17 protein-coding genes and 1 pseudogene are annotated in these 26,642 nt (G+C 69.8%); 9 read left to right on the forward strand and 9 right to left on the reverse strand.

Translation table 11 applies throughout. The features are described from left to right. Window positions 1-23: 23 nt before the first annotated feature. From panD to OG734_RS04940, 3 genes and pseudogenes are all read right to left on the reverse strand, one after another. Window positions 24-443 (reverse strand): aspartate 1-decarboxylase, encoded by a 420-nt coding sequence (gene panD / locus OG734_RS04930; protein ID WP_330286227.1) that lies wholly within the window; start codon window positions 441-443, stop codon window positions 24-26. 290 nt (window positions 444-733) lie between these two features. Further along, window positions 734-1,825, reverse strand: coding sequence for a DNA helicase (locus OG734_RS04935; RefSeq protein WP_330286228.1), 1,092 nt, complete (start codon window positions 1,823-1,825; stop codon window positions 734-736). Then, a pseudogene (locus OG734_RS04940) lies at window positions 1,822-2,061 on the reverse strand (hypothetical protein); the annotation flags it as partial. The pseudogene OG734_RS04940 and the gene OG734_RS04935, both read right to left, overlap by 4 nt. Window positions 2,062-2,247: 186 nt before the next feature. On the opposite strand from OG734_RS04940, the gene OG734_RS04945 reads away from it, so the two are divergent. From OG734_RS04945 to OG734_RS04965, 5 genes are all read left to right on the forward strand, one after another. After that, the gene (locus OG734_RS04945; RefSeq protein WP_330286229.1) at window positions 2,248-2,499 is read left to right on the forward strand and encodes a type II toxin-antitoxin system Phd/YefM family antitoxin; all 252 of its coding nucleotides are present in this window, start codon (window positions 2,248-2,250) and stop codon (window positions 2,497-2,499) included. After that, complete coding sequence (locus OG734_RS04950; RefSeq protein ID WP_330286230.1) at window positions 2,496-2,924, forward strand: PIN domain-containing protein; 429 nt, start codon at window positions 2,496-2,498, stop codon at window positions 2,922-2,924. The genes OG734_RS04945 and OG734_RS04950 overlap by 4 nt, the downstream gene beginning before the upstream one ends. A 298-nt stretch (window positions 2,925-3,222) precedes the next feature. Continuing rightward, the gene (locus OG734_RS04955) at window positions 3,223-5,340 is read left to right on the forward strand and encodes an AAA family ATPase (RefSeq protein ID WP_330286231.1); all 2,118 of its coding nucleotides are present in this window, start codon (window positions 3,223-3,225) and stop codon (window positions 5,338-5,340) included. Beyond that, a complete protein-coding gene (locus OG734_RS04960) occupies window positions 5,333-6,583 on the forward strand; it encodes an McrC family protein (RefSeq protein WP_330286232.1) in 1,251 nt (416 codons plus the stop codon). Before OG734_RS04955 ends, OG734_RS04960 begins: the two co-directional genes overlap by 8 nt. Window positions 6,584-6,604: 21 nt before the next feature. After that, window positions 6,605-6,781, forward strand: a complete 177-nt coding sequence (locus OG734_RS04965) for a hypothetical protein (RefSeq protein ID WP_330286233.1) — start codon at window positions 6,605-6,607, stop codon at window positions 6,779-6,781. Between the two features lie 78 nt (window positions 6,782-6,859). Here the strand turns inward: OG734_RS04965 and OG734_RS04970 are convergent, their stop codons facing one another. Beyond that, entirely contained in the window at window positions 6,860-9,151 is a 2,292-nt protein-coding gene (locus OG734_RS04970; protein WP_330286234.1) for a DUF2786 domain-containing protein, read from the reverse strand. Between the two features lie 128 nt (window positions 9,152-9,279). Here OG734_RS04970 and OG734_RS04975 point away from each other — a divergent pair, with 128 nt between their 5' ends. The 3 genes from OG734_RS04975 to OG734_RS04985 are packed head-to-tail and all read left to right on the forward strand — an operon-like array spanning window position 9,280 to window position 14,535. Next, window positions 9,280-11,094, forward strand: coding sequence for a DUF4357 domain-containing protein (locus OG734_RS04975; protein WP_330286235.1), 1,815 nt, complete (start codon window positions 9,280-9,282; stop codon window positions 11,092-11,094). Continuing rightward, a complete protein-coding gene (locus OG734_RS04980; RefSeq protein ID WP_330286236.1) occupies window positions 11,091-12,368 on the forward strand; it encodes an McrC family protein in 1,278 nt (425 codons plus the stop codon). Before OG734_RS04975 ends, OG734_RS04980 begins: the two co-directional genes overlap by 4 nt. A gap of 40 nt (window positions 12,369-12,408) precedes the next feature. Next, entirely contained in the window at window positions 12,409-14,535 is a 2,127-nt protein-coding gene (locus OG734_RS04985; protein ID WP_330286237.1) for a UvrD-helicase domain-containing protein, read from the forward strand. Window positions 14,536-14,574: 39 nt separating this feature from the next. Here OG734_RS04985 and OG734_RS04990 read toward each other — a convergent pair whose 3' ends face one another. The 5 genes from OG734_RS04990 to OG734_RS05010 form a co-directional block, all read right to left on the reverse strand. Beyond that, the gene (locus OG734_RS04990) at window positions 14,575-16,227 is read right to left on the reverse strand and encodes an N-6 DNA methylase (RefSeq protein ID WP_330286238.1); all 1,653 of its coding nucleotides are present in this window, start codon (window positions 16,225-16,227) and stop codon (window positions 14,575-14,577) included. Window positions 16,228-16,531: 304 nt separating this feature from the next. Further along, window positions 16,532-17,830 (reverse strand): TIGR02679 family protein, encoded by a 1,299-nt coding sequence (locus tag OG734_RS04995; protein ID WP_330286239.1) that lies wholly within the window; start codon window positions 17,828-17,830, stop codon window positions 16,532-16,534. Next, complete coding sequence (locus OG734_RS05000) at window positions 17,827-22,038, reverse strand: TIGR02680 family protein (protein ID WP_330286240.1); 4,212 nt, start codon at window positions 22,036-22,038, stop codon at window positions 17,827-17,829. Before OG734_RS05000 ends, OG734_RS04995 begins: the two co-directional genes overlap by 4 nt. Then, window positions 22,035-23,372 (reverse strand): TIGR02678 family protein, encoded by a 1,338-nt coding sequence (locus OG734_RS05005; protein WP_330286241.1) that lies wholly within the window; start codon window positions 23,370-23,372, stop codon window positions 22,035-22,037. Before OG734_RS05005 ends, OG734_RS05000 begins: the two co-directional genes overlap by 4 nt. After that, entirely contained in the window at window positions 23,372-24,976 is a 1,605-nt protein-coding gene (locus OG734_RS05010) for a TIGR02677 family protein (protein ID WP_330286242.1), read from the reverse strand. The genes OG734_RS05005 and OG734_RS05010 overlap by 1 nt, the downstream gene beginning before the upstream one ends. A 326-nt stretch (window positions 24,977-25,302) precedes the next feature. On the opposite strand from OG734_RS05010, the gene OG734_RS05015 reads away from it, so the two are divergent. Continuing rightward, entirely contained in the window at window positions 25,303-26,634 is a 1,332-nt protein-coding gene (locus OG734_RS05015) for a Gfo/Idh/MocA family protein (RefSeq protein WP_330286243.1), read from the forward strand. The last annotated feature ends 8 nt before the right edge of the window (window positions 26,635-26,642 follow it).

Here is a 26,642-nt window from a genome sequence, read left to right on the forward strand (position 1 = left end):
GGACGCACCCGCTCGCCGGACGGTCAGCCGGTGACCGCCTGCGGGCTGCGCTCCTGGTCCGAGCCCGGCACCGGCTCGGCCGGGTCGGCGCCCAGGGCCACGACGCGGTTGCCGTGGTCCACATGGACCACCTTCGGCCGCAGCGCCCGCGCCTCGGCGTCGGTCACCTGAGCGTAACTGATGATGATCACCAGATCCCCGGGATGGACGAGGTGGGCCGCCGCCCCGTTGATCCCGACGACGCCGGACCCGCGCTCGCCCTCGATGACGTACGTCTCCAGCCGGGCACCGTTGGTGATGTCGACGATGTGCACGAGCTCGCCGGGCAGCAGGTCGGCCGCGTCGAGGAGGTCGGCGTCGATGGTCACGGAGCCGACGTAGTGCAGGTCGGCCTGGGTGACGGTGGCGCGATGGATCTTGGACTTGAACATGGTGCGCAGCATGGAGAGCTCCCGATTTGTCTGCTCCCTGCCGGCTTATCGCTGGTCAAGGGCGGTCTTCGGAGCGTACAACGATTCATATGTTCGGTCAGCTGTCCTCAGGTGTTTCAGGGCTCACACTGGCCGGTTGCCGACTCTTCTGATGACCCATCGGCTCTCGGCGCCAGGCCGTGCGTCGCCGACAGGCCGTTGTCGCGCCGACAGACCGGCGTGTACCCCGTGATCCTCGAACATCCCTCTTCAGCGGCCTCACCACGACAGGAACCGAAATAGGTTGAAGCACAAGGCCTTTGTCATCCGCGCAGCAGGTCACCAGGCCCCACCTGCGCGCACAGAGGTGGCTCTGTTTCTCCCTCGTACGCCAGATGGAGTTCACGTCGTGCCCGGGTCGCCAGGACGTAATACGTCATGCGCAGGGTGGCCGAGGTGGGATCGACCGCCGTGTCGGCATGCGTGTCGGGAATCACGACGGTGTCGAAGCCCAGCCCTTTGGCACTCGCCCGGTGAACGAGCACGATCCCCGGGCGGCCGAGGTCCAGTGTGCGGTAACGGCTTTGTTCCGCTCGGGCCCGGGAGGTGTACAGCTGTGGCTTGAGCCGAGGTGCTCTGCGCTCCAGGCTGCCGAGCAGTGAGAGCTGAGTGTCGGTGGAATTCACGATCACTCCGATGCTCTGCTGCGGGTGCCTCTGCGCCAGATGGATCAGCAGGTCGGCTGCGCCGTCGGCCGGCAGACGGTGGAGTCTCGGGGGCGGCCCTTCGCGTTCCGGGAAGGCGGGCAGACCGGTTCCCGTGTGGAAGTGGGCGGCGAAGGACGCGATCTGGCGTGTGTTGCGGTGGTTGCCGTCAAGTGCGAGACGCGTACAGCGGCCCAACCGCTCGGCGATCTCGGCGAGCGTGGAGTTGGCGTCGGTCAGCCGCTGGCACTCGTCCGCGAACACCGTCGTTCGGGCTCCGAGCAGACGGCAGAGGCGATAGAACTCCGGGGGCAGATCCTGGCCTTCGTCGATGACCAGGGTGAGTCCGGGCACCGGGCCGGTCTCCACGGCACGGCCGTAGAAGGCGGGCCAGTCGAACCACCCGTCCGTGCCGCGTGGGGGCTGTCCGCCGTACCACTCGGTGAGCCACCCGTGTGCGGTCGCGACGCGCACGCCGCGGTCCGCCGGGCCGAGCGCGTGTACGGTCGCGGCCAGCGACTGGCGGAGCAGATTGGACCGGGTCAACAGGACAGCCGGGGTTCCGGTAAGGGCGAGCATGATGGCCCGTTGGACCGCGAGGAGGCTCTTGCCGCTGCCGGGCGGACCGCTGATCAGGTGATTGCCGTCGAAGGGGAGACCGTCGAGGCAGGAGCGCTGCTCCGGTACGAGGTCGAGGTAGGTGAGGGTCACATCTCCTCCAGGGCATCCACCGCGGCGCTCCGGGCGGCCGTGACGATCGACTCCAGATAGCCGGGTACCTGTTCACAGCCGACGACGAGAGCGCGGTCGAGGAGGGTGTTGCCGGTCTCGCAGCTCGTCTCGGGCAGCAGGGCGCAGGCGTGGCAGGCCGCGCGGTTGAGGTTGCCGAAGCCCTGGCCGGTGTGTTCGGCGCAAAGGGGGTCGGCGGAGCACCAGGCGGCGGCTTCGGTCATCCGCAGGTCCGGTTTCTCGGTCCACCCGCTCCTCGTACCTCTGATCAATAACCTGCCGGACGAGGGCGAGTAGGGACACATCTCGCGACTCGACTCCCGCTGAGTGCACAGAGGACCCGGACACTGCAGGAGAGGGCATATACCGAGCCGCACATACAACAGCGTAGTACCGTGTAGTACATGGAAACGACCGCGCGGGAGTTCAATCAGAACGCCTCCAGGATCCTCGCCGCCGCAGAACGCGGCGAGCGCGTCACGGTGACCAAAAACGGGCGGCCGGTCGCCATACTCGCTCCCGTGGGCGACCAGGACATCCCCGTGCATCCCACCGACCCCATGGGCGAGGACGACGAAGCCCCCGTGTTCCAGAGCGGTTCCGCCGTGGACTGGGCGGCGGGACGCGGCGACTACCTGGAGGGGTTCGGCGCGTGACTGTCCTGATCGCCGACACGTCCGGCTTGTACGCGTACTACGACGGAAGTGACCGAGAGCATGCGGAGTGCCGCAAGGCGGTAGCCGCGGCGGCCCACCTTGTGGTGACGCCACTGGTCCTGGCGGAACTCGACTGTCTGCTGACCACGCGGATCGGCCCCGAGGCCGCGCACGGGGCACTGGCTCACATCCGCGACCGCGTCGCCGTACGGCGGTATGCGGTGCCCGAAATGGAGCCGCACCTCTCTACCGCGCTGGTGACGATGCGGCGATATCCACAGATCGGCCTTACGGACACCATGAACGTTGTCATGGCATCCGAGTACCACACGGACTCGATCCTGACCCTGGACCGCCGCCACTTCCGGATGGTGCGCCCCCTCACCGGGCACCCGGCGTTCCGCCTGTGGCCTGACGACGTGTAGCCCTCCGAGACCGGACGCACGGGGCCGACGGCGCGCTGGGCAGCACCCAGCAGTACGTGAAGACCTGCTTCAAGGAGTTCATGGCGCTGCCCGGAGGAGTTCTCGCAGGGTCGCAGACCTCCCCCGGCACGGGAGACGCGTCGGCAGCCGGCTAGCGTCAGCTCCCTTCCGCGGCTGCGTCCAAAGGATGTGGATCCAGTCCTGCACAACCTCTCCCGCCGCCGTGTCGCTCGTTGCCCAGGAACCGACCTCGCCATGCGATGGGAACGCCACTCCGCCCTCCGGCATCATGGCCCCCATGACAAACGACGGGGTGGATGTACGCACAGCGGCAGCCGAGTTCAACCGGACCGCCGTGGCGGACACCGAGTCGGCTGCCGAGGACGAGCGCAAGCAGGTGCTGTCCCAGTTTCCACTGGAGGAGTGGCCGGAGCTGCCGCTGGAGCGCTACGCCCTCGGGCAGGCCGCGCCGCCCGGCTCGGCGCCGACGTACTGCCGGCTGCTGGAGTTCCTCACCCCGAGTCTTGGCAGCATCAGGGGCGGCAGTGCCGCGAAGCACATCATGTACCACCACAACTCCGGTGAATGGCGGCTGGCCGCTCCGCTGAGGGGTATGGACCCGCAGGACGCCTGGGCGGAACTGCGAGGACAGTTCGTCCGGGCCTTCGACACCGTCGGGGCAGGAGACTTCGAGGCGCTGGACGACCTTGAAGTGCTGCGGTACGGGCCGACGTTGGTGACGAAGTCCTTGGCGACCTACTTCCCCCAGCACTTCCTGCCGATCTACGCGGCCGAGCATCTGCGGACGTTCGTCAGGCTGCTCGGCGGCGAGGCGCAGGCCGGCGTCCCCGCCTCGCGCACGAACCGTCAACTGCGCGAACTCGTGCGGACCCGTGACGAGTTCGAAGGCTGGACGGGACAGGAGGTGATGCGCTTCCTGTACAAGCACTTCAATCCCCGGCAACGCACCATCTGGAAGATCGCCCCCGGCGAGCGCGGCCGTCTGTGGGAGGAATGCCGGGACGGCGGGTTCGTCCGCGTCGGGTGGGACGAGCTCGGCGATCTCGGCCAGTACCAGAGCGACACGGAACTGAAGCAGGCCCTGGACGCACACTGGCCGCGCAGCAGTGGCGGCAGCCTGACCCTCGCCCGCCGGCTGCTGGCCTTCCGGGATCTGGAGGCGGGAGACCGGGTCGTCGCCAACCGCGGGATGGACGAGGTCCTGGCCACCGGCAGGGTCGACGGGAGCTACCGCTACGACCCGGACCGGCCGGAGTTCCATCACGTCGTCCCGGTGGCCTGGGACCTCTCCCACGCGCAGAAACTGTCGAAGCCCCAGCACGGGTGGCGGTCCACCTTCGCCAAGGTCGACCCGTCCCTCTTCGCCAGGTTCACCGCACACAACGCCGGCTCCGGCTCCGACTCCGTCCCGGGTACGGGCCAGGTTCAGGCGGGCGCGCCGGTCGCACTGCCCGAGGACGTGCAGGTCGTACTGGACGCGCTGGAGCGCAAGGGGCAGGTGATCCTGCACGGGCCGCCGGGTACGGGCAAGACCCGGCTCGCGCTCGGCGCCGCCCTCGCCCTGGACGGCCGCGCGGGCGTGCTCGGTGGAGACGCCGACGTCCGCCAACGTGCCGAGGCTCAGGCCGAGATGCTGCACGGCGACCGTATCCGCATGGTCACCTTCCATCCCTCCTACGGCTACGAGGACTTCGTCGAGGGCTTCAAGCCGGACCTGAGCGCCACCGGCCCGGGGCTCACCCTCGCTCTCACGGACGGCCTGTTCCACGACCTGTGCAGCCGGGCCGCCGCCCATCCCGACCAGACGTTCCTGCTGGTCATCGACGAGATCAACCGCGGTGACCTGCCGCGGATCTTCGGTGAGTTGATCACGCTCCTCGAACTCGACAAGCGGAACCTGCCGGTCGCCCTGCCCGTCAGCAAGCGGCGCTTCTCCGTACCGCCGAACGTCCGGGTCATCGGCACGATGAACACCGCCGACCGGAGCATCAGCCACCTGGACGCCGCGGTTCGCCGCCGCTTCGCCTTCCTGCCCGTGGGCCCGGACCCGGACGCCGTTTCCGGGACCGTGGGTCCCCTGGACCTGGCCGCGTTCTTCGAGTCCCTCAACACCCGCATCGCCCGCCATCTCGACGCTGACCACCAGATCGGGCACGCGTACCTGCTGCGAGACGGTGAGCCGATCGCCACCGAGGAGGATCTGGCCGCGGCCTTCCACTACGAGGTGATCCCGCTCCTGGAGGACTACTGCCTCGGCCGGGCGGACCTGTTGCACCGTATTCTCGGCGGCCTGGTCGACGCCGAGACCGGGCGTGCGCTCTTCATGCCCCCGCAGGATCTGGCAGACGCGCTGGCGACCGAGTTCACCAGCGGCGTTCCCGGCCCGGATGCCTGACCGCACCCCGGTCCAGCTCGGCGAGTACGAGTCCGCCCCGCTGGAACCCGATCAGCTCACTCCCCGGGACGTCGACCGCCTACACGCCCTCCAGGCACGGGGCTCCATCACCCTGACCAGGGAGCGCACCGGGTGGCGGCTCAAGGCCGACGCGACCGTCGGGGTCCTGGTCCTTGACCGGGTCCGCGTGGTCATCGCACCCAAGTTCGCCATTCCGGGAGAGCAGCTCATGAGCTGGCTCGCCTACGCCCTCGGCACGCCCATCCCGGCGACGGCCAGGCGGTGGGCCACCGGGCCCGACGGTTACGCCGACCTGGTCGCCGCCGCCCTGCTCGAAGAGTGCGAGCGGCTGCTGCAGGAGGGACTACGCCGGGACTACGTACGCCGCAGGAGCGTCGAACCGGTGCTCCGGGGACGCCTGGACGTCACCGCCCAAGCCACCCGCCGCTACGGGCAACTGGACCAGCTGCACGTCCGCACCTTCGACCGGGAGGCGGACATCTGGGAAAACCGCGTTCTGGGGAGCGCACTGAAGGCGGCGCTCACCCTGACCGCCAGTCCCGACCTGGCGCGCGCCCTGCACGGCGCCGCCGGCGCCTTCCCGCAGGCCCCGACCCCGGCCGCGGCGCTCCGCGCTCTGGACCGCACCCACTGCACCCGCCTCAACGCCCGCTACCGGCCCGCCCACACCTGGGCCCGGCTGCTGCTGCGCGGTGGCGGCGTGACCGACCTGCTCACCGACCAGGGCACCATGGCGGACGGTCTCCTGCTCGCCATGCCCGCGCTCTGGGAAGCCGTCGTCCGCCGTCTCGGCACCGAGGCCGTCGGCCCGCACGGCGGCCACGCCGTGCCCGGCGGAAGCGGCGTCGGCATCACAGTCCGCGGAGACCTGGGCAACGCCTCGGCCTTCCGGCCCGATCTCCTGCTCAGCCTCCCAACACTTCCAGGACACGACACAGCACATCGCACGCTGCTGCCCGTGGACGCCAAGTACAAGCGCTACGACCGCCACGGCGTGAGCGCGGCCGACGTCCACCAACTCCTCACCTACAGCAGCGGCTACGCATCCGCCGACGCCACCCCGACGGCCGTCATCGTCCATCCCCAGGCGGGCAGTCACGCCCAGCGAACCCTCCAAGTGCGCGGCCCCAGGGGTTTGTTGGGCACCATCAGCATCCTCGGCGTCGACACCCATGCGCGTCCCGAGGACGCAAGCACATGGATCCAGGCGGCGCTGCGCTGAGAACCCATACCCAGGACCGGTATGCCCGGCATGGGCACGTACTCGCGTGACTGTCGAACGGTCACTGCGCCACCACGTAGGTTCGCCCTGGCGGCGGCCTTCCACACAGCCGATGTCTTCACGACGGACGGCCACTTCCGCATGATGCGGCCACTGACCGGCCAGCCCTCCTTCCGGCTGCTCCCCGACGACCTCTGACATCCGCCTGCGCGGCGACACGGTGTGGGCCGGGGTCTCCCCCGGCCCACGGCCCTCCGGATCGCTCAACGCGTGAGTTCAGTACGTGAGTTGCGCGGCCTGCTCCTCCTCGTCGAAGGCGGGACCGCCGATGTCTGCGTCCCGCCCGTCGGCGACTCCTTGCCAGTAGCCAGTGCCCTTGAACTTCGTCGGACGGGTCTTGTTCAGCTTCGGATACTGGGCGGCGAGGCGCGCCTCGACCACCGTCGTCCGGTCGGCGAGGACCAGCGCGACACTGCGTCCGCTCGCCCCCTCCCCGTCCGCTTCGGTTCCATCCTCGGCGGCGGCCCTCGCTGTCCGCTGGGCGGCACCGATCCGTGCGGTCACCTCGCGGATGAATCCGAGCATCCAGGAACGCTTGTAGGCACGCGCATCCTCGCCCTCCGGGCGGTGCAGACGGTCCGCACGGTCTGCACCGTCGAGCATCTGCAGGCGCAGGCTCGCGAACAGCACCTCGGTCGCCTGAAGGTCGGCCTCGAAGCCGAAGAGGTGGACGCGGTGCCGGTTGTTCTTGCCGCCCGGATACACAGAGCGGCAGCGCATCTCGTAGCCGATCCGGCTGAGCAGCCGCCGCCCCTCCTTGACGTAGGGAGGGTACAGATCGACGATCCGGTCCACCGGCCGGCCCGGTTCGGCCACGTCGTCGAGCATGGCCTGTTCGATGCCGTACTTGGCCATGAGTTCGGTGGCCTTGTCGAGGTAGACGCGGGCCTCCTCCTCGGTGGCCGCCGCGCTCTCGGATTTCCGCAGCAGCGCCTTGACCTTACTGAGGAGTGCGACCGGCAGACCCTCGCCGACGGTCCGGCGGCCGGAGTCAGGTGAGGGGCGGTCCTCGGACTTCGTACGGCTGCCCGTCTCGTCGCTGTCGTCCGTCCCGTCATCGTCCTCGCGGGCGATCAGGTCGGCCAGGTCTTCCGGGTCGGGGACCAGTGCCGACAGCGAACCGAGCGCCCAGCGGCGCCAAGCGCCGGTGTCGTCCGCGCGAACGCCGGCGCGGACCGAGCGAAGCCGCTGGAAACTCCCGTCGGCCCTCGGCATCAGGAACTCCAGGCGTGCATGACCGAGCTGAGCGACCGCCAGCAGCGCGCACAGGTCGAACACGCTGTCCGCGTCATAGCGGATCTCGACCCCGGGCTCCGGGTACCACTCCTCCGACTCGGCCCAAAGGTCGTCGAAGAGGCCGAAGGTCTCACCCCGCTCCTCCTCGCCGGCCCTGACTCGGACGACGGATGCCGACGGTCGCCCGGAGTAGGCCAGGGCCGCCGCCCTCTCTTCCCTGGAGCCGATGATGTGGTACCAGGCCGGGACCGAGCCCGACATGCCGTGCCACGTCGTCTCACCCCGCTCGTGTCGTTCCCGCGCCTGCTGCTCGACATCCGCGCTCAGCCGCTCGTCCCACCAGGCCTCCTCGCCGGGCTGCACCTGCGCGTCGAGGAAGGCGTCCAGATAGTCGGCGGCGGAACGCCGCGCACCGTTCCTGCTGTCGCTCAGGAGGGCGCGCTCACAGGGGGAGAGGGCCTCGACCACCGGCTGGAACACGAGCGACATATATCGCTTGACGGCCTCCGACAACTCCGCGAGGAAGGCCCGGGTCGCCTCGGAACCCGCACTCTGCTGCTTGCGGCGCCACGCTTCGAGCTGCTCGACACGCGCCTGTTGCTCGGCCAGCCACCCGAGGTGCCCGGCGCCCTGCAGGTGTTCCTCGCGCAGCAGTACGGCATCCTGGACCGCGGCGGCCGTGGCGGGTGCGGTCAGGACAGCGTGCGCCAGGAGCCTCAGCGGTTCGGGCTCACGCGCGAAGAACTCGGCGGGTGTGACGAGTTCCCGGCCGTGCCGGCGAGGCGCCCTCTCGGGTTGGTCGACGTCGTCGTTCCGCAGGCCGTCCGCCGACCAGCGCGACCGCCACTCCGCGAAGTCCCGTTCCGGATGGCCGGTACGGGACGGTCTCCGCCCCCACCACCATCCCAGCATCTCCTCCCAGCCCTCGGCGTTCCACGACCAGAGAGCGGGTTCGCCGCTCGATGCGAGACGGGACCGGAGTTCGCGTACCGCCTCTTCCAGATCATGCAGGTTCCCTCCCGGAATCAGGCGCTCCAGCCAACTGACGCTCTCGGCCACGGGCTGGGCCCGTGCCTCGTCCGCCGCCACTCTCGCCAGCGTCACCGCCGCGACCAGTCGCTGATCCCCCGGGGCGGCGGGAAGCACCTTGTACAGCCGCGCCCCGGCCCCCTCCATCACCTCGGCGAGATCCCAGGTTCTCGCCTCCAGCCAGTCCGCGCGCCCCCGTCGAAAAGCACTTTCCGACGCCCCTTCCGCAACGCTGTCCGCCATGTGATCCCCTCCCACAGTCGAATGCACATCGTAGGAAGCGGGGGATCATTGCTCGCGGACGGTCTGATGTCAGTGGCTCGAAGTACGCTGCGAGCAAGATGGGATCAATGGTGTGACGGGGGAGTTTCATGGCGGCCAAATATCCGGAGTTTCAGCTGCGGCTGCCAAGCGGAGACGGAATCAACCGGGCACGAGGATTACTTCTGGACGAAACCGGGACAAACGGGAGCAGGAAGTTCCTGGTGAGGTCCGGATCTCCCGCTCGTGATCACGTGATGCCCTCGTTCGCCAAGCATTTCCGCGGACAGTTCAGACGGCGCGAGGAGCTGAAGGCCGCGGGCGTACTGGTCCCGTCCGCGCGCTGGCCGGGCTGGCTGGAGCTGACCGAGGACGTGGAGTGCGGATCGCCGTCCTTCGCCGCGGAGCTGCTCGTCGGCGCCCCACGCAATGGCTGGATCGAGTGGCGGACGGAGGACGGCGCACCCCTGTCCGACTTCATGTCAGGGATCTGGGCCGGACCCAACCGCCCCTGGCTGGTCCGCGGTTCGAACGTCACGGGTCTCGACCTGGTCCAGCGCCTGTGGCTACCGGAGGGCCGCGTCACCCTGGCCGCCTCCCGGCTGCGGCAGGGCATCCAACAGGGCATCAGCAAGGAGCACTTGCGCGCCCTGGTCCAGGAGGACTACGAGTCGACCGCCACGTACGGCCAGAAGCAGCAGCTCGTCGAGGACCAGCACGCCTTTCTCTCCCGCATGAAGCCCGGTGACACCGTGTGCACCATCTCCGGCGGGAAGTTGTACGTCGGTGAGATCACGGGTGAGGTGGAGCAGACCGAGTCCGAGGACCGGCGGTCCAACCTGCGCCGCCCGGTGGAGTGGCAGCCGACCGGGCACCCGTACGACGAACTCCCGGAGGAGCTCCAGCAGAAGCTGTCCATCCAGCATGACGTCGTCGACCTGACCTCGGTCCAAGCCCACATCGAGGGTCTCGGCCTGACCGACGAGGAGCTGGTCGAGGAGGCGGAGGCCATAGAGCGGGACCCCAGCATGGAGATCCCGGCGCTCACCGCCCGCCGCGAGCTGGAGCTGCCCGAGCCGACTGAGGAGCTGGCCGACGAACTCCTCGTACACGACAGCGAGTGGCTGCGCGAAGTACGCGATCTACTGTGGGACGAGCGGCAGTTGGTGCTGTACGGCCCGCCCGGCACAGGCAAGACCTTCATCGCGCTGAAACTGGCCGAGTTCCTGGGCGGCGGTCCCGAGCAGGTCAAACTGGTCCAGTTCCACCCGTCGTACGCCTACGAGGACTTCTTCGAGGGCTTCCGGCCCCAGGAGGACGCGCAGACCAGAGAGGTCGCCTTCCGGCTCACCGCGGGCCCGCTGCGCGAACTCGCGGACCTGGCCTCCCGCGAGGGAAACCGGCACATCCCGTACTTCCTGATCATCGACGAGATCAACCGGGCCAACCTGGCGAAGGTCTTCGGTGAGCTGTACTTCCTGCTGGAGTACCGCAACAAGTCGGTTCGGCTGACCTACTCCGGTGATGACTTCGCGCTGCCGCCGAACCTGTTCGTCATCGGCACGATGAACACCGCCGACCGGTCCATCGCCCTGGTGGACGCGGCGATGCGCCGCCGCTTCGCCTTCGTCGAACTGTCGCCGCGTACGGAGCCGACACGCGGTCTGCTGCGCCGTTGGCTGGCCAAGGAGGGCAAGGACGCGGAGCCCGCCGAACTGCTCGACGCGCTCAACTCCCGCATCGACGACCCCGACTTCCGTATCGGGCCCTCGTACCTGATGAAGAAGGGCGTCTACCGGGAGGGCGGCCTTGAACGGACCTGGCGGACGAAGATCCTCCCCCTGATGGAGGAGCATCACTACGGGGAAGGTGTGGACATCGAGAAGCGGTACGGGCTGGCCGCGCTGCGGGAGTCGCTGGGGTGACGTCCGCAGTAGACGCGTCCGCGGTGGACGCCCCGCGCTCCGTCGAGCTGGTCGAGCACGCGCCGGCGGCCCGACTCGCCCTGCCGGATGCCGTCGGCCGTGCCCTCGCCGCTTCCGGCATCGTGGACGCGACCCCCGACCCGTACACGCCCGGGCACTGGTCGCTGCGGGCCGGCAGCAAGGTCGGGGCCGTGGCCGTCACAGCACCGGGCGGCGGCGGATCGGTCACCGTGCGCATCACACCCAAGGTGCCCATCGTCCGGCTCTTCTTCCTGCTCGGCTACAGCCTTGATCCGAGGAGGAGTTGGCGAGACGGCGAGGTCGAGGTCGCCGAGCACCACGATCTGCTGCCCGCGCTCGCCCACGCCGTGGAACGACAGGTGGATCGGGCCCTGCGACAGGGCCTGTTGCAGGGTTATCGGGCGACCGAGGAATCCGCGCTCGTCGTCCGCGGCCGGGTCAGAGAGGCAGAACAGATACGGCGGCGCTTCGGGGCGATGCTGCCGATCGAGGTGGCGTACGACGAGTTCACCACCGACATCGCGGAGAACCGCATCCTCCGTGCGGCCGTCGAACGTCTCCTTCGCCTGCCCGGCATACCGCGCGACGTACGCCGCAGGCTGCTGCACCAGCGCGCCCGCCTGACCGACGTCACGGCGGTCGTGCGCGGACAGCCGATCCCCGACTGGCGTCCCACCCGCCTCAACTCCCAATACCACCAGGCCCTGCGTCTCTCGCGTGTCGTTCTGGACGGCGCCTCCGCCGAACACGGCCCCGGCGATCTGCGCATCGACGGCTTCCTCTTCGACATGAACAAGCTCTTCGAGGACTTCGTGACGACCGCCCTACGGGAGACCTTCCAAGGCCAGGGCCAGGGCCATGACCCTGGCCTGAGTTCGGGCGGCCACACCGCCCGTCTCCAGGACTCCCACCACCTCGACGAGGCCGCCGCGATCCGTATGAGGCCGGACTTCGTGCTGTACGGGCCGGACGGCACCCCGTGCGCGGTGGTGGACGCCAAGTACAAGGCCGAGCGACCCGGCGGTTATCCCGACGCCGACCTGTACCAGATGCTGGCGTACTGCACGGCCCTCGGACTGCGCGAAGGTCACCTGGTGTACGCGAAAGGCAATGCTCCGCACGCCGCCCACCAGGTGCGCCACGCGGGCATCGTCATCCATCAGCACGCCCTCGACCTGGACCAGGAACCCCCCGGACTGCTCATGGACATCGAGGAGATGGCCCAGCGGCTGGTGAACACCCCGCGCGTATGATCGACTGCGGAGTGTCCGTCCAGGGTGGGGAGTTCACCTCGTGCCGCAGCTCGCGTTCGCCAACAGCTTCTGGGAGAGCTACGACATCCTGGAGAAGCGCGTCAAGGCAGGCGTACGCAAGGCGATGCAGAAGTTCCAGCTGCTCTCCGTGCCCGAACTGCACGCGGACAAGGGGCTCCACCTGGAGTCCGTGCAGAACGCGCAGGACCCGCGCATGCGGACCATCCGCATCAACGACTTCTGGCGCGGTGTCGTCCTCGCTCCGGACGACGGCAGTGATGTGTTCCTGCTCGTCAACGTCGTACGGCACGACGACGCGTACACCTGGGCCGCCAAGCGGCTGTACACGACGAACTCCGCGACGCGCGCGCTCGAAGTCCGCAACGTGACCGCCATCGAGCAGCTGACCCCGGCCCTGGAGAAGGCAGCCGCGGCCGCCGATTCCCTGCTCTTCGCGAAGTACTCGGACACCGTGCTGCGCGAACTCGGCATCGACGACCAGGTGTTGCGTGCCGCGCGGACCATCATCGACAAAGCACAGCTCAAGGCGTTCGAGACACTGCTGCCGGAGGACCAGTGCGAAGTGCTCCAGTACCTCGGAGAAGGGTTCGGCCCCGACGAGGTGTACCGGGACGTGGTCGCCGTCCGCCGTCCGGTCGGCGCGGGCCCCGACCCCGACGAGAGCCTCGCCGTCGCCATCGCCAACACCACGAACCGCATCACCCTGGTCACCGGTCCCGAAGAGCTCGCGGACATCCTGGAGAAGCCGTTCACGGCCTGGCGGGTGTTCCTGCACCCTTCACAGCGCCGCGTCGCCTACCGGGTGTCGTACGGCGGTCCGGTCCAGATCACCGGCGGCCCCGGCACGGGTAAGACAGTCGCGGCCCTGCACCGCGTCAAGCATCTCCTCACGCGCTCTCCCGACACCCGCGTCCTGCTGACCACTTACACGAACGCCCTGGCCGGCTCACTGCGCGAGAACCTGTCCCTGCTCCTCGACGGTGACGACGCGCTGCTCGGCCGTGTCGACGTGACCACGGTCAACGCCTACGCGCACGGCGTCGTGACCCGCCTCGACGGCAAAGCTCCCTCCCCCATCAACGATCGGGAGGAACGGCAGCTGTGGCAGCGTGTCGTCAAGCAACTGGGTCTGCCGTGGACGGAGCAGTTCCTGGCTCAGGAGTACCGACACGTCGTACTCGCCCAAGATCTGCGCACACCTGACGCCTACCGCAGCGCCTTGCGGCGCGGACGCGGCAGCGCGCTGCCATCGGCGCGACGCGATCAACTGTGGTCGGCCGTCGAGCTGTTCGAGTCGATGCTGCGTGCCCAGAAGGCCACCACGCATCTGAAGGTGTGTGCGCGTGCGGCCGACCTCCTTACCGGGGCGGCACCCACTCACGACCACGTCGTCGTCGACGAGGCACAGGATCTGCACCCCGCACAGTGGCGTGTCCTACGTGGCGCGGTGGCACCCGGCAGCGACGACCTGTTCATCACTGGCGACCCGCACCAGCGCATCTACGACTCGAAGGTGTCGCTCGGCTCCCTGGGCATCTCGGTGGCAGGCCGCACCCACCGTCTGCGCATCAACTACCGCTCCACGGAGGAGATCCTCGTCTGGTCGACCGGCATCCTCAGCCCGGTGTCGGTCGACGACCTGGGCGGCGAGGGAAGCGACAGCCTGGCCGGCTACCGCTCCCTGCTGCACGGCCGGAGACCCCACGTGGACGGGTACGGCTCCGAGCAGGCGGAGGTCGCGGCGCTCGTCGAGCGCATCGAGGACTGGATCGACCAAGGCATCCGGCCGTCGGAGATCGGGGTGTGCGCTCGCTTCAACGTGCTGCTCGACAAGGCGTACGACAAGCTGACCGCGTCGGGGATCCCGGTGGTCCGGGTCAGGGACAACCCGGGGCCCGGCGCGGACGGGGTGCGGCTTGCCACCATGCACGCCATGAAGGGGCTGGAGTTCCGCTGCGTCACCGTCCTGGGAGTGACGGCAAGCGCGGTGCCGTTCGCCCGTGAGGTGACACCGGCCTCCGTGGACGCGCTGCAGCACGACTCGGATCTGCTGCGAGAGCGGTGCCTGCTCTTCGTGGCGTGCACACGTGCGCGGGAGGCTTTGGCCGTGACGTGGAGCGGGTCGGCCAGTTCGTTCGTGCCGTGACCGAACAGGCGTACAGGGCCGGCACTGTGACGCTCTCCGTCAGCTGTCCGGGGCGAGCGCGCCGTTGCCGAGCCCGTCCCTGGCCAGTGCCGCCGCGTCCCGGCTCAGCTCCACCACTCGCCGCGCTCGCTCCTCGAACTCCTGAAGCGCGCGGAAGGCCGCCCCGTACCTCCGTTGCTCGGTGATGTCCATCTGCGGGATGCGGGCGCCCTTGCCGTCGAGGCGGAAGGTGCCGCTGGTGCTCGTGGAGCGCCGCGTGTTGGCCGCGCTGCGCAGGAAGCCCTGGAGGTAGTCGGTGTCGAGCTGGTCGCTGATCGAGACCGGTTCCGGATCGCCGTACTCGACGAGCCCTGCGCGCGCGAGGTCGGCGACGCTGACGGTAGGTCCGTCCAGAGCGCTTGGGCCATCGCCCTCGACCAACACCGGCAGCAACTCCGCCAACAGCCTCACCTGCTCGGTCAGCTCCCGCCGCAGGGTCTGGTACTCAAGCGTGTAGTCACGATGGGAATCCTCGACATGACGGCCGGGAGTGAAGTCCACGGCATCGTCGAGCAGATCGATCAGGGGAACGTCCGCCGTCTGCTCGGGGCCCGGTTCCAGTGAGCCGTCCGGATCGCTCGCCGTCAGATCGACCATGCGCACACTGGTGACGGCATCCCCCAGCGTCCGGGGGCGACGCAGGTGCCAGAGGTGGACGGGAAGCGCATGCGAGGCCGCCGTGCCCGACGGAAGGGCGATGACCTGGGTGAGGATGCCTCGCCGCACGAGCTCGGCGCGGATACGGCGGCCCGCCTTGCGGTAGGCGACCGAGGCGGGCAGGACCATCAGGACACGCCCGCCCGGCGCGGCGTGCGCATAGGCGTGCTGCAGCCAGGCGAGTTCGCCTTCGGCACGGGAGGGGGTGCCGAACTCCCAACGCGAGTCGAGCAGCAGATCCTCACGCCCCCAGTCGGGTTCACCGACTGGGGGATCACAGACAATCAGGTCGGCCTTGAGATCCGTCCACTGGTCGTCACGCAGAGAGTCCCCCGGCACGATGCCGACACCGCCGCGCCCGGCGAGGTCGGCCCTCAGTTGCGCGAACTCGGCGCTGCGGGCGTCGGACTCCTGCCCGCACCGCCTGGCGCCCTGCTCGGGACCGACGGCGAGCAGAAGGGAGCCGATACCGCACGCTGGGTCGAAAAGGGTCGCGTCAGGTGCCACCTCACCGGCGAAGTGGCGTACGGCACGGAGGACGCGCGGTGAGGTGACCTGGTCCGATCCGGCCCGGCGTACGGAGTCGGTGAAGCGCTCCGCGAGATCGCTCACCGCCTCTGCCACGCCCCCACCCTCGGCCAGATCCCGCGCGAGCCGGACGATGCCCGGCGGAAGCTCCTCATGTGCCTCTCCTTCAGCAAGGAGTCGGGCGACCTCCACGAGCCCGGCGAGCATGTCGTCGCCGTACACTCCGCGCAACGCCTGCCAGAGCTGCACTTCCAAGGAGACTTCCTGCCCCTTGCGCTGCCTGTCCAGCCAGGACTGCACCTCAGCCAGGTCGAACAGCGGACTGTTGACACCCCCGCCGGTCGGCTTGGGGAAGTCGTCGTAACGTCGCCGCCAGTTCGAGACGGCGGCGCGGGTCACACCCGCAAGCCTGGCGATCTCGGAGCCGGTGACCAGCGCGTTGGCCATGGGGGCGGGAGTGTCCGTCATACGGACAACCGTACACAGCGGCCATCCAGCTATCAATGCATGCACTCGTTGACGGCGTTAACGCTATACGCGGATACCATATGCGTGTACCGAATGTTATGGCTGTCTTCCAGTGCTCCCGAGGCGTCCCTGCCCGCTGGGCGCCAGTCGTCTGCCTCGTACTGTCCGCGCTGGCGGATGACGGGCAGGACCAGGCCCCGGAAGGCGTCCGCGACGACCAAGGCTTGGGCGACCTGCAGAAGAGCGGAAGCTGATCATGCGCGTCTCAAGTCCGCCGAGCCGGTCCGCCGTCCGAAAGGTGCCTTCACCCGAGGTCCTCCAGGAGCAGATCGAGCGCCGCCTCCTCGTGCAGGGCGATGCCCAGGGCGTTCATGGTGGGGACCAGTTCCGCGTCCCACACGGCCTCGGCCGGTGTACCGCTGAGGGCGATCTGCGGTGTCCCGCGCACCCGCGTGCGAGTCGCGATGTACTCGTAGTCGACCGCTCGCATACGCCATGGCTCAGCTCCGTACCGATGCACGATCCGGTTGGCCAGCGCGATGCCGGGCCAGTCGAAGTCACCGTGGTAAGCGAAGGTGCAACCGGACGCCGCCAACGCGTCCAGGAGGGTGAGAACGACCGTCGTCGCGCTCCCCGAGGTGCAGATCAGGGGTGCCCTACGGCTGGCGTCGGCCGCGGCCTCGACCACGCGCGGGTTCTCGCAGACATGGACGCGGGTCCCGGGCGGCATCTCCAGCCTCAGTGTGCGTAGTTCGCGGAGGGTCACGTGAGTCTCCATGTGGTGGTCGGCGCGCTCGCGCAGGGCTGCCTCCCGCCAGGTACCGCCAGTGGGGCGCAAGCCGAGTGTGAGCACCGTGCTGGAGACCTCGTCCGGGGCGACCGAGGCCATGCGCCACAGGGCTCGTCGCTCCGGCGCGTCAGCGGGCAGCTCGACACCCCGGGCCAGCGCGATGCCGCGCAGGACCAGCCGGGACAGCAGCGTGCCGTCGTCCAGGCCGTGGGCCGAGCCGGTGGCGCTGGTGGCCAGTTCGCCGCGGCCCCAGGTGGTCGGGGTGGAGCGAGGGTCTGTGCCGGGGAAGAGCGTCGCGAGGGTATGGATCGCCTGAGTGACGACCGTGGTTGCCGTGTGCGGATCCTGGCGGGCGAGTGTGCCGACGCGTCGTATCTCCTCCAGCCACTGTGCCGTCCAGGGCTGGGCCGACAGCGACGCGGCTTCCACCTCAGTCTGAGCTGCCACCCACACACGGGCTCGTTCGGCCGCCGCCGCGTCGCGGACTGCCCGGCGGTCCGTCAAGGACGGACCCATTTCCTCCAGTGTCGAGGCCAGGCCCCGTCCGACCGCGCTGGCCCGCAGGCGGATGTCCAGGTCCGGCAGGCGGATCGCGGCGGTGCGGCCGGTGATCGGTCGAGCCAGGAGGAGGGACAGTGCCTCGCGCTCCTGTGCGTCCAGGCCCTCAAGTCTGATGGTTCCGGCCGGTTGGAGGCCGTTGCGTTCCAGCCGGGTCCGTGCCGCGGTCCAAAGGCGGGTGAGGCCCGGCCGGGTGAGAAAGGCGAGGGCGTCGGCGGCAGGAGGAGGTTCGTCGGCTCTTTCGCGTCCTGTCATGCCGACATCAGCCTCCGCTGCCGCCCGTTCCACATGTAGTGGAGCGTGGCCACGCCCCGTACATGCGGGTCGCGCAGGCACTCGTAGATGTGGAGGGACGGTACGTCGGGCCAGTTGCCGATCAGTCGCTCGCTGGTGAGGACGAAGTCGAGGTCGAGGTCGACCAGAATGCGGCCGAGGCGGGCGTGCGTGGGCTCGTCCACCTTGGCGAACGCGTCGTCGAGGAGAATCAGGCGGGGTGTGTGCGGGGCGCTGTCGGCGAGGCTGGTGAAGTGCGCTGCCGCCGCGGCGAAAAGGACCAGGTAGGAGAGGACCCGCTGTTCACCCTGGCTCAGGCCCGTGCGGCCGGAGAGTTTACGGCGGCTGCCCGGTGCCGCGTCGTTGACCACCCAGGGGGTGAAGGCGAACCAGCCGCGATAGTCCAGGGCGGTGCGCAGGTGGGCCGCATAGCCGGCGGCCGGGTCGGCGCGGCGGGCGTCCTCGATACGGCGCTGGAGGACGTCGCGGAGTTGCTCGGACTGCTCACGGGTGCGCAGCCCGGAGGGGCTGTGCAGGAGGTCGACGGCCGCCTTGACGTCGGCTTCGACGCCGTCCGCCAGCTTCCAGTCCAGGGTGACGCCCAGGCCGTGCGACGTACGAACCGTGGCGAGAGTGCTGTTGAGGGCCGAGACCAGGGCGCCTGCGGCCAGCACCTGCGAGGACAGATGGTCACCAAGTTCTCCCGTCAGGAAGCGCTGGAAGACCTCGCGTTCGCGCTCCGTCAGACGGTCACGTGCCTCGACGGCCTCCGCTGCGATGCGCTCGCCGACCACGGCGATGTCGTGCGGGCCGTGGTCGTCGACGAGCCGGCACAACTTGATGCCGTCGTGTTCCTCGATCGTTGCGTCGTAGCCGCCGGAGAGCTGGTCGCGCAGGTCGGTGTGGCGGTTGAGGAGGGTGGTGTCCGAGATGTCACTGCGTTCGGAATCCAGGCCGCGACGCACGGCGTCGGCCAGCAGGCGCAGCGCTGCGATGCGTTCCCTCACGTCGCGGTGGACGGGGTCCGAGGCCTTCAGGGCTCCGTCGTCCGCGACGGAGTTGAGACCCGCTCCTCTTAGCACGCCCGGCATCGAGAGGGCCGTACGCAGCCTTCTGCCGCAGGCCAATACCTCTGCCTCCTCGGCGGCGAGTGTCTCGCGCCGGACCCTCTCGTCCTCTTCCGCCCGTACGCGCAGGTCGTGTACTTCGGCCAGGTCCCTGCGCGTGTGCGGGAGTTGACATGCCACGGCCTCCAGACGGCGCGTCGCCGCGGCCTCGCGGGCGAGGATTTCCTGCTCGGTGGCTCCGAGGGCCTCTTCCATGGCCTGGATGGTTCGGCGGGCGGTCTCCAGGCGACCGAGCGGTTCCGCGTAGTCCGACTCGGCCTCGCGGCGGACAGATTCGGCGCGCTCGTAGTCCGTCCGGCTGCCCAGGTGGCCGTCGGCCGTGGACAGGACCGCGCGCATGCGCCGACGAAGCCGCTGCGTACCCTGCCCGAGGCGGTCCAGGGCCAGACGGACCGTTTCCAGTGCAGCCGGCTCCGACGGGAGGTCCTGGGCACTCGCCGTCGCCTCGGTCTCGCGCCGGGCGGCGACCGCGCGGGCGCGTGCCTGCTCCGCTTCGCGGGCAGCAGCGGACGCCTGCGAGGCGAGGGATTCTGCGGTGCGCTCGGCCTCGACCGTACGGGCCCACGCGTCCGTCAGCCCACGTGCCGGGGGCGGGCGGCGCAGGGTGTCGCCGATACGGTCGCGGTGCTCGGTGAGGATGTGCAGGCCATGTCGACGTTCCGTCAACTCGCCTTCCAGTTCGGTCAGTCCGTCGTCGAGTTCCGCCAGCGCCCGGCGACGTGTCTCCGCACGCACCTCCGCGCCGACGTACTCGGCGGACTCCTTGGTGTGGCGGCCGTGGGCGATGCCGAGCCTCCAGGAGCCGTCGGTACCGATCACGGTGTGCGGCCCCGCCTCCGCCGCCTCGTACACCGGCGCGGCATCGCTGATGCGGACCCCAGCCCCGGCCAGAACCACCGCCCCGAGTACGCGCTCGATCTGTTCCGCCGTCACTCCGCTGTCGGGCGCGGCAACCGGCCGCAACACCCGAGCGAGCGTCACCCCGGCCACGGGGGCTCCCGGGACCAGGAGGGTGTCATGGGTGGTCGGATCGAGGACCGCGCCGTCTGCACGTACCCAGGCATCGAGCAGGCCGCTCGCCTCCAACGCGGCCTCCAGGTTTGCCCGCGCGTCCGGCTCCAGGTCGTGGGCGAAGTCCACCAGCCGGTACAGGGGCGCTCCGGTGCCGGATGTGCGGGGAGCGGTGCGGTGGGGTGAGGGCGGAGGCTCGGGATCGGTGCGGCGTTCCCAATCCTCGCGTCGGCGCCGGAGGCGGTCCTGTTCGGCCTCCAGTTCGCGGACGGCCAGGGCGAGGTCGTCACGCTCCGCGCCCCGTTCCGCCAACCACGGGTCGACGACCGACCGGGCTGCTTCGACTACCTCGTCGGGGGTCTGCGCGGGCAGCGGACCGTCGGCCGCGTCCTGCGCGACAAGGGCGTACACGGCGTCCAGGGACACCCCGGTGGAGGTCCGCAGCCGTTCGCTCCACTCTCTGGCCGCGATGGCGTACGCCTCCGACTCACGCGCGGTTTCCTGTCGGCGCCCGTCGGCCCGGGCCCGCGCGTTGTCCGCCTGTTCCTCGAGACGTTCACGGGCGCCGTCGGCCTCGTCCGCCTGCCATTGAGCGTCACTCGACCGCGCGATGAGAGCGCCCAGTTCCGTGACGAACCTGACGCGGTTCCTGATCACCGGCTGCGCGACGTCGAGTCGGGCGTCCCAGACCTGCAGTCCGGCCGCGCAGGTCTCGGTGTCGACTGCCAGCACCTCGCTGCGTCGTACCAGGTGGAAGTCGCCTTCCGGTGCGGTCAGTTCGGCCGTGGTGGCGGTGCCGACCGGTGCGACGGGCGTCGCCACGGGCTCCCCCAGATGCACGGGGTCGATCCCGGACCGCTCGGCTTCCAGCACCAACTCGCCATGTGTGGTGCTCAGTTCGACCAGTTCTTCACCGAGCCGTCGGGACTCGGCGGTGAGTCGCCGCCCCGCCTCCTCCTGGTTGCTGTGCGCCTGGCGGACGGCCTTGAAGGCGGTGGCAGCCGCGCTGTGCAGGGCAGTGACCGTGGTGCGTTTCTCCCCGAGTTCCTGCAGGCTGCGGTATCCGGCGCTGGCGTGCAGAGCGGCCAGGTCCGTCTCGGCGGCACTCGACTCGCTCGTGAGGGTTTCGATGCGGGCGTCGAGTTCCTGCTCGCGCTCACGGAGCCCCTCCGCCCTGCGCGCCGCGTCACCCGCGGACCTGCGGTCCTCCATCAACTGCTCCAGCTCACCGGTCACCTGGTCCGTGCGGTGGCGCAGTGCCCCGTGCAGGTAGCCGCGGTAGTCGGTGAGGAAGGTGCGCAGCGCCTGGTCGGTGCGTTCGAGGCGCCCGAGGTAGGCCCTTACGGAGTCCAGGTCGTCCAGACTGCGGGCCACCTTCTCCACGACCTCGTCGTCGAGGGCGGGCAGGGTCTCGGCGAGGACCGAGACCAGTCCGCCGGAGTCGATGCGGTCACCGATTGTGGGACGGCGCAGCCGGTGCAGCAGGTGGAGAAGGTTGCGGTAGCGCGCAGGGTCGGTGAGACCAAACAGTTCCCGGGCGACCCTGGCCCGGTGCTCGACGGCGCGGTCGGTGACGTTCTCCGAGCCGACGAGCGACTTGAGCCGGTCGGTGGGGAGGGGCAGCCCTGCGGGGGCGAGGTCGAGGTCCTCACCGATCCGCAGCCGGGTGGTGAAGAAGAACGGCTTCGCCGTCTTGGTCGACTGGGACGCGCGGATGGCCGCGCCGATGGTCAGATGGTGGTCGTTCCCGTCCTCGTCCGTCCGCGCGAACTCCAGCCACAGGTAGCCCAGCCGGTTGGTGTGCTCGATGCCGTCGAGCATCAGCCAGGCCAGGGTAGTGCGTCCGGTTCCCGTGGCGTCCAGCGCACGGGCGTCGCCGTCGAGGAGGTAGGGCAGCAGCAGCTCCAAGGCCTTGGACTTACCGGCGCCGTTCTTGCCGCGCAGCAGCAGGCGCCCCTCGCCGAAGGCAAACTCCTGCTCGTCGTACTGCCAGACGTTCCGGATGCCCGCACGGTGCAGTTGGTAGCGATGCAGGGTCAGCGGGCTGTTCATCGGGGCGACTCCTCGGACACGTCGTCCGCTGGGGGCTGGTCGGTACGGGACTTCACCGCCACCGTGGTGGCGTACCGGGCGGCTGCGGCGAGCAGAATCCAGCCGCCGGCCGGACGGTCACAGCCCCGCGCCTGAGAGACATCGGTGACGGAGCGCCCGTCGGCCACCGTCTGCTCGTATCCCTCGGGCAGGCCGTGGCCGTCCGCGCGCACAGGCCCAGCGGAAGTCATCAGATGCATGCGGACGAGGAGGTCGAGCACAACCGCGAGGAATCCGTCCCGGTCCTCCAGGTGACCGCGCTGCCAGTTGGTGCGCCTGCCGTACTCCTCGATCAGTTCGTCGAGCAGGTCGGGCAGCAGCCCTTCGGGGACAGGTACTCCGATGACCAGCCGTCCGCCGACCGCCGGATGGCCCGGATCCTCGGGACGCAGCCGGTCGACCAGCCGCTCCACGAGGAGCAGCGCGGCTTGAGCCACCGTCCCGGTGCCCGGCAGGTGAAGGTCGGTGAGTTCGTCCTCGGTGTCGACCAGGGCGATGCCCTCGGCGCGGATCTCCGCTTCCAGGCCGAGCAGTTCGGAGAATGCCTGCGCCTCGCGCCGCTGCCTGGTACGCAGCCATTCGCGCTCGGCGTCCGTGAGGTCGTCGAGGTGGACGACAGGGGTTTCGACGAGACGCCTGCGGACGTACGTACGTGGCCCTCCGAAGCCGGGGTCGGCGGCCCGACGCACGAGGTCCGCGCCGTCGCGGCTCTGGGCGAGCGGGCCGGCGACGACGGCCCGGGCGATCTCGCGGTCGACGGTCAGCAAGGCCTCCCCAGCCCGTTCCTCGGCGACGGCCGCGACATGCCCCTCGGTCTCGACCAGAACGCCCCAGTCGACGAGTTGCCGCAGGGCGGCAGCGAGGGTCCGCCGCTCGGTCTGCCGCCCAGTGTCGGCGATCTCGATGCCGGCGTCGACGGCCGCGGCCCGCAGGTCGGCCACGAGTTGGGAGAGCAGGAGCTGTTCCGGTGCAGTGACGAGGACCGACAGCGCGAGGGCCAGATAGGCGTACGTCCGCGGGCTGAACGGCGTTCCGGTCGACGGTCGTTCCAGGCGGTGGCCCGAGCCCAGGCCGAGGCCCGCCTTGAACAGCCGGGCGTACGAGGCCTCCACCAGCAGGCGATATCCGAACACCTGCTGGAAGCGCTGGGCCAGCCAGTCGGCGTGGCGCCGGATCAGTGGAAAGGTGTCGCTGTGCGGTCCGGTGCTGGTGACCAGGGGGTGGGCCAGCAGGAGCCGGGCGGCAGTGCGGCGCTCGGCCGCGAGGGCGACATCGTGCGCGGAGGGCAGGGGCATCAGGCGCTCACCTCCCCCATCGCCGGTGCGGATGCCGTCTCGACGGCGAGGCCCTCGACGGCCAGCGTGAGATCATCCGCCGTCAGGTCGCCGTCCACCGACCGCAGGACGGTGGACCGGCCGGGTGTGCGCCACGCGGTCAGCCGGATGCCAAGGTCCACGTCGTCCGCCTGCGCGCCGTCGAGCAGGAAGTCACGGGCGTTCTTTTTCAGTCGGGCGTTGCCGAGAGCCGCCGTCAGGAGCTCCAGGAGCAGTCGCATGGCAGGGGCACTGAAGCGCACCTGATCGAACCTGCCCGAGGCACTGCGCAGTTCGTCGGCGGCCGCCTGCCGGGCCTCGGCCTGCTGCCGCGCCTGCTCCATGAGGCGGCGCTTCTGTTCCGAGTGGTTCTCGGCCGCCGCGGCCCGTCCGCGCGGCGCCCTGCTGCCGCGCTCGCGCAGCGCCACCGGCACGTCCACCACGGGTCCTGTCCACCAGCTCACGTACGCCGGCACGGACCGGTCAGGGTCCGGTGCCACCCCCAAGTGGCGCGCGCCGTAGAGGCCGAAGGCGGCGACCGCCACGTCGTGGGCTTCTTCCGGCTCCGCCGCGTCGAACCAGGCCGCGAGCCGCAGCAGGTCCTTACGACGGGACATCTCACCGGACGCCGAACGCAGCATGCGCTTGGCGTTGGCGAGCAGCGACTGCAGGGCCCGCAGGGTGGCGTCCCTGAGCTGATCCACCTGGCTGGAGTGTCCTCCGGTGTCGGTGAACCACTCACGGAGCCCATCCCAGTCCCCGATGTCCCGTCCGCGGCTGCGCTGCACCCGCGTCTCGGGCAGCCCATCGGCGAGTGCTCCCATGCCCGCCGCGTGTGCGTCGATCCGGGCGAGCAGCCCGGGCAGGTGGGGCCGGACGGCGTCCAGGTGAGCCGCGATGCGCGGAGCACGGAAGGAGACGTCCTCGGTGATGGCTTCCACGTAGTCGAGCAGCAGTTCCTTGAACCCCTGGTACTCGGCCGAGTCGAGGTCGTAGCGCGCCAGCACCTGGCCCAGATATGCGTAGAAGTCCCGGACGGACTCGGCGAATTCGGCGAACTGCACGAAGAGCGTGCTGATCCGCTCCAGCGCCTGCCGCGGATCGGCACCGCCCGGCGCCGCGGCCATGGCGGCGATCTCGCGTAGTCCGCGGTCGACGAGGACCAGCAGCTCACTACTCACCTCGCGTGCCGCGTCCGCCCCGGCCAGTACCTCGTCCGCGCCCCGCTGCACGCGCTCCCCCAGCTTCGACAGCTGGTATCGCGACCGCGAGCGCTGGTACTCGGTGATGCTGGTCGCTTTGACGGTGTGCGTGCTGCGCAGCAGATTGCCCCAGCGAACGAGCTCTTCGAGCCTGCGGGTGAGCGTTTCCGCGTCCAGCGCCGCACCCGGGATGTCCTTCTCGGCCAGCTTGGCGAGGAGGTCAGGTACGGACAGGTCGGCGAGCAGAGTGCCGCAGAACACCCGCATCACCGCGACGTACTCCAAGCGCTCGGGCGCGCTGAGGTACGCGTACGCGCTCAGCCGCTGCCAGGCCTCGGTGTCGGCTTCCTCCCCGTGCGGGACTTTCCGCTCGTTCCCCTCCATGCCGTCGAGGGTACGGACCGCCACTGACACGGCGGAGGAGGGTTGCGGAAAACAGGCCGTTCGCGTATCGGATCCCCTGCACCGTCGCATCGGCGAAGCGCACGGCTCCCGGGCACAGGGGAGACCACCTCTCCGATACCGCTGGAGCGAAGCAACCCGTCCACAGGCCGATCGCCTACGACGTCGGAACCCGAGTCAGCACTGATGCTGACCAATTGAACGGTCATCGACATCCGGTACACAGGGTCGGCTGCCCGTGCCAACCTGAACAGCCGGACCTCAGGACCCCTCGTACGCCTCGTTCGCCCCGCCGAATGGAGACCCGTATGTCCCCCGACACCGCACGCCGTCGCGCCGCCGTGGTCGGTCTGGGTGCCCGCGCCCGGCTGTTCACACAAGCCCTGGCCGGTCCCTACGCGGACCGGTTCGAGCTGGCTGGTTTCTGCGATGTCAACTCCCACCGGATGGCGGTCCACAACGGCTGGCTCGCGGACGCCGGTCCGGGCCGGGCGCCCGTGCCGGCGTACGCCGCCGAGGACTTCGACGAGATGCTGCGCCGCGAGCGGATCGGCCTCGTCGTGGTCTGCTCCGTGGACCGCACCCACGACGACTACATCGTGCGCGCCCTGGAGGCGGGCTGCGACGTGGTCACCGAGAAGCCCATGACTACCGACGCCGGCAGGGCCCGCCGCATCCTGGACGCCGTCCGGCGCACCGGCCGCGAAGTGCGGGTGGCGTTCAACTACCGCTACAACCCGGTGCATTCGGCCGTACGGGAACTGATCGCGGCCGGGGAGATCGGCGAGGTCGGCTCGGTGCACTTCGAGTGGCTGCTCGACCTGCGCCACGGCGCCGACTACTTCCGCCGCTGGCACCGCGACAAGGCGAACTCCGGCGGCCTCATGGTGCACAAGGCCACCCATCACTTCGACCTGGTCAACTGGTGGCTGGGAACGCGTCCGGAGTCCGTCTTCGCGCAGGGCGGGCTCTTCTTCTACGGCGACGAGGCCGGCCGATGCCGCGGCCTCGCCCGGGACTACAGCCGCGCCCACGGCTCCCCCGCCGCCCGGGACGACCCCTTCGCCGTACATCTCGAGGACTCACCCGTGCTCAGCGCGCTGTACCTGGACGCGGAGGCGGAGGACGGCTACCACCGCGACCAGAACGTGTTCGGCCCCGGCGTGACCATCGAGGACGACATGGCGGTCCTGGTGCGGTACGCGACCGGCGCGACGCTGACGTACCACCTGACGGCGTACGCGCCCTGGGAGGGATACCGGATCGCCTTCAACGGCAGCGAAGGGCGGCTGGAGCTGCTGGTGGAGGAGTCGACGTGGACGCGCCCCCGGGTCCCGGCGAGCACCTCCGCTGCCGTGCTGCACGGCGCGGAGGTGGACGACACCGTCGGCCGTACCGGGCTGACGCTGCGCCGCTTCTGGGAGGAGCCTCGCGAGATCGGGGTCGCCACCGGCGAGGGCGGGCACGGGGGCGGCGACGCGCGCATGCTCCAGGACGTCTTCGGCACCCGGGTCCAGGACCCCCTGCACCGCGCGGCGGACGCGGCCGACGGCGCCCACTCTTTGGTCACCGGCCTGGCCGCGAACCGCTCCTTCGAGACGGGTCTTCTCGTGCGGACGCGGGATCTGCTGGATCTCTGACGAGCGTC

Origin of the sequence: Streptomyces sp. NBC_00576, assembly GCF_036345175.1 — a bacterium.
Taxonomy (GTDB): Bacteria; Actinomycetota; Actinomycetes; order Streptomycetales; family Streptomycetaceae; genus Streptomyces.

Coding starts and splice junctions, on each gene's coding strand:
- panD (WP_330286227.1), bottom strand. CDS start 443: ATGCTGCGCACCATGTTCAAGTCCAAGATCCATCGCGCCACCGTCACC.
- OG734_RS04945 (WP_330286229.1), top strand. CDS start 2,248: ATGGAAACGACCGCGCGGGAGTTCAATCAGAACGCCTCCAGGATCCTC.
- OG734_RS04955 (WP_330286231.1), top strand. CDS start 3,223: ATGACAAACGACGGGGTGGATGTACGCACAGCGGCAGCCGAGTTCAAC.
- OG734_RS04960 (WP_330286232.1), top strand. CDS start 5,333: ATGCCTGACCGCACCCCGGTCCAGCTCGGCGAGTACGAGTCCGCCCCG.
- OG734_RS04965 (WP_330286233.1), top strand. CDS start 6,605: ATGCCCGGCATGGGCACGTACTCGCGTGACTGTCGAACGGTCACTGCG.
- OG734_RS04970 (WP_330286234.1), bottom strand. CDS start 9,151: ATGGCGGACAGCGTTGCGGAAGGGGCGTCGGAAAGTGCTTTTCGACGG.
- OG734_RS04975 (WP_330286235.1), top strand. CDS start 9,280: ATGGCGGCCAAATATCCGGAGTTTCAGCTGCGGCTGCCAAGCGGAGAC.
- OG734_RS04990 (WP_330286238.1), bottom strand. CDS start 16,227: ATGACGGACACTCCCGCCCCCATGGCCAACGCGCTGGTCACCGGCTCC.
- OG734_RS04995 (WP_330286239.1), bottom strand. CDS start 17,830: ATGACAGGACGCGAAAGAGCCGACGAACCTCCTCCTGCCGCCGACGCC.
- OG734_RS05000 (WP_330286240.1), bottom strand. CDS start 22,038: ATGAACAGCCCGCTGACCCTGCATCGCTACCAACTGCACCGTGCGGGC.
- OG734_RS05005 (WP_330286241.1), bottom strand. CDS start 23,372: ATGCCCCTGCCCTCCGCGCACGATGTCGCCCTCGCGGCCGAGCGCCGC.
- OG734_RS05010 (WP_330286242.1), bottom strand. CDS start 24,976: ATGGAGGGGAACGAGCGGAAAGTCCCGCACGGGGAGGAAGCCGACACC.
- OG734_RS05015 (WP_330286243.1), top strand. CDS start 25,303: ATGTCCCCCGACACCGCACGCCGTCGCGCCGCCGTGGTCGGTCTGGGT.